General features: G+C 35.0%; 2 protein-coding genes. Both read left to right on the forward strand.

Features of this window, described 5'->3' with window-relative positions:
* A partial coding sequence (locus F6K13_RS28230) for an ABC transporter substrate-binding protein (RefSeq protein WP_287289162.1) occupies positions 1-1,027 on the forward strand: 1,027 nt, incomplete at its 5' end.
* 795 nt (positions 1,028-1,822) lie between these two features.
* Positions 1,823-2,477: nickel pincer cofactor biosynthesis protein LarB (gene larB, locus F6K13_RS28235; protein WP_287289164.1), on the forward strand; the 655-nt coding region annotated here is incomplete at its 3' end.

Raw genomic sequence — 2,477 nt, forward strand, 5'->3', positions numbered from 1 at the left:
TGAAAATATTGTTTGGCAAGTTATCGAAAATACAGATAATCAACTGTTAAATTTTCGTTCTGGAGAACTAGACACAATTCAAGTAGCAGCAGAAATGTATCCTCTGTTAAAACGAGAAGAAAAACGAGGCAAATATACTATTTATAATGGCGGTCCTACATCTGCTTCTAGCTTTATTTCTTTTAATTTGAATGAGGCAAAGAATGCTCAAGGTCAACCATTTGTCAAACCCTTTAAATCTCGATGGTTTAATAATAAAACTTTTCGTCAAGCGATCGCCTATGGAATTAATAGGGAAGCAATGACCAATAATATATACCGTGGATTAGGTGCGCCCCAATATTCACCAATTCCAGTCACCAGTCCTTTTTATTTCTCTCCTGAAGAAGGCTTAAAAATTTACAACTATAACCCAGAAAAAGCCAAAGAACTTTTACTGAGTGCTGGCTTTAAATATAATCAAAATGGTGAATTATTAGACAGTGAAGATAATAGAGTAGAATTCAATTTATTATCAAGTGCGGGTCGGAAAGTTAGAGAACAAATGGCAACACAAATTAATCAAGATTTAGCCAAAATAGGTATTAAAGTAAATATGCAGTTTCTTAGTTTCAATACTTATGTAGAAAGACTATCTTTATCCAGAGATTGGGAAGCTTATCTAGGAGGTTTTATCGGAGGAAGTATTGAACCTCATGGTGGTTATAATATTTGGTCTGTCAATGGTAGATTACACACTTTTAATCAAGGACCTCAACCTGGAGAAGACAACATAGAAGGTTGGAAAATTAATGATTGGGAACAAGAAATAGACCACCTTTATATTAGAGCGTCTCAAGTGCTAGATGAAGAAAAACGAAAAGAAATTTATGGTCAAGCACAGCAAATTATTGCTGAGGAATTACCTTTTATATATATGGTCAATCCTCTAGAATTTGAAGCTATACGAAATCGGATTAAAGGAATTCAATATACTGAACTTTCCGGAGGTTTTTGGAATTTATATGAACTCCAAATTTCTGAGTAAAGAAGGAAGAAGGAAGAAGGAAAAAGGAAGAAGCAAGAAGGAAGAATCTTATATTTATATTGTTTAAGTTTTAAGCTTTTGATATCATGTCCGTTTATATCGTTTGTGTAAACCCAAGGGTGAATATCTACAGGAAATGATGGTTTTTTCTTGCGAGGGTAGCCTTCTTCCCTCTTCCCTCTTTCTTCTTCCTTCTTCCTTACCTTTGCTATACAAGACCGATGCTACCGGACATGATATGATTTGTCTTCACCTTTCCTTCGACTGCTATAACTAAAAATAAAGGTAGTCTTGCATAGTAATGGTATACAAAAACAATGAATACTTGGCACGGGAGCAAGATGTTCCCACTGTCATGCTTTCTAACAAAAATAATGACAATGCACGACCATTACGATGCACAACTACCCAATTCACTTGCAAATAAAAAGTCGCTCTACAAGGGCGAGACTTCAAACCCACTTTTTCGGTGAAATAGAAAGCTAAACAAATTATCTCAAGAAAAGAGGGAACAGGGATAAATAATTGACAATTTATAGATAATAATTGCTTTAATTTTTGATTTTTGGAGATGTCTAATATATCAATTATTAATTTACAGCACTTTGCAGATTATTAGGTACAATGCTCAAAGCAATAAGTCAGTCTAGTAGTAGACTATTTTATCTTAAATGTTGCAATAGATGTAGGTTTGGTTGAGGGACGATCTTCGTAGCTTATCCGTAGGATCAACCCAACAACAATCTTTCTCCCCTACTCCCTACTCCCTACTCCCTTATTTATTTATTTATTCTAATGAAATCAGAAGATTTAAAGCAGTTATTAACAGCAATTTCTACAGGAGATGTAACTCCAGAGTCAGCTTTAGAAAAGCTCAAGAATTTTGACTTTGAAAATGTCGAAAATTTTGCCAAAATTGACCACCATAGAAATATCAGAACAGGTTTTCCTGAAGTCATCTGGGGACCAGGAAAAAAACCAGAACAAATTGTGAAAATCATGGAGGTAATGAGGAAAAATAATCCTGTAGTAATGGCAACAAGAATTGAACCAGAAATTTATGAAGAGTTGCAGGACAAAATTCCTGGTCTTTATTATTATCGAGATGCAAAAATCTGTGCAATTATTTCTGATTTTCCTACTCCAAAACATCAAGGTATTATTACAATTGTCAGTGCTGGTACTGCTGATTTAAAAGTAGGAGAAGAAGCAGCAGTTACAGCTACTCTTTGTGGTTTTTCTGTAAAGCGACTTTGGGATGTAGGGGTAGCAGGAATACATCGTTTATTAAGCAATAAACATTTAATTGCAGAAGCAGATGTACTAATTGTAGTAGCAGGAATGGAAGGTGCTTTGCCTAGTGTAGTTGCAGGTCTAGCAGATTGTCCTGTTATTGCAGTACCTACAACTACACTAGGCAAAGCACCTTCCATTCCTGCTACTACAATTA

The organism is Okeania sp. SIO2B9, from assembly GCF_010672505.1.
Taxonomy (GTDB): Bacteria; Cyanobacteriota; Cyanobacteriia; order Cyanobacteriales; family Microcoleaceae; genus Okeania; species Okeania hirsuta.